Here is a 753-nt window from a genome sequence, read left to right as displayed (position 1 = left end):
GAGGCGTTCATCGACATCCTCCAAACCGCCAAACGGTATGGCGTCGCCCCCTTCGAGTTGGCCGAAGCGCTCGTAGCGATCGCCGTAAACGATGTGACCCGCGACTTTGATGACGCGGTAGTCGTTGCCGTTGACCGAGCCTGGGGCGGCTTGTTCGGACAGCCAGTCCAGCTGCGACGGTGACCGCGTACAAGGTCGCATGATGTCCGGTCGCGGCACGCATTTGGGTCTTGTCGTGGGAGTCGATGGCTCGCCATCGTCAGCGCGGGCCGTACGGTGGGCAGCACGCGAGGCACTGATGCGCAACGTTGGACTGACCGTTGTACACGTCTCGGACCCGCCTGCGGTCTGGCCCGCTCCCATCCCGGCCGTGATCCACCAACGGCACGAAGAAGGAGCGCGCAAGATCCTCGCCGACGCGATCAAGGTCGCCAAAGACAGTGTAGGAGAAGGCAACCGACCCGAGATCGACGGCGAACTGTTGTGCGCGGCGCCGGTACCCACCCTTATCGACCTGTCTAAAGGGGCGCACATGGTGGTGGTCGGCTGCCGCGGACAAGACACGTTCCATCGTGCGGTGCTCGGCTCGGTCAGCACCGGCAAGGGCGACGGTCCCAGCAGATTCGGGGCTTCGTCGTGGATCACCGCGACAGGGCAGTGGGCATGATGAATCAACCCGGTGCTGACCGAGCCGAGCACCGCACGATGGAACGTGTCTTGTCCGCGGCAGCCGACCACCACCATGTGCGCCCC

The 753-nt window shown here is 64.7% G+C and carries 1 protein-coding gene and 2 pseudogenes; 2 read left to right on the top strand and 1 reads right to left on the bottom strand.

Features of this window, described 5'->3' with window-relative positions; genetic code table 11:
• Positions 1-183: pseudogene (locus A5706_RS34130) on the top strand (hypothetical protein); the annotation flags it as partial.
• A 16-nt stretch (positions 184-199) separates the two neighbouring features.
• Positions 200-667, top strand: a complete 468-nt coding sequence (locus A5706_RS34125; RefSeq protein WP_369831822.1) for a universal stress protein — start codon at positions 200-202, stop codon at positions 665-667.
• Here the strand turns inward: A5706_RS34125 and A5706_RS34120 are convergent.
• Positions 592-753, bottom strand: a pseudogene (locus tag A5706_RS34120) (universal stress protein); the annotation flags it as partial. The gene A5706_RS34125 and the pseudogene A5706_RS34120 overlap by 76 nt on opposite strands.

It is taken from the genome of Mycobacterium sp. E796 (genome assembly GCF_001672815.1).
Lineage (GTDB): Bacteria > Actinomycetota > Actinomycetes > Mycobacteriales > Mycobacteriaceae > Mycobacterium.
This window is presented reverse-complemented; position numbering and strand designations above follow the sequence as displayed.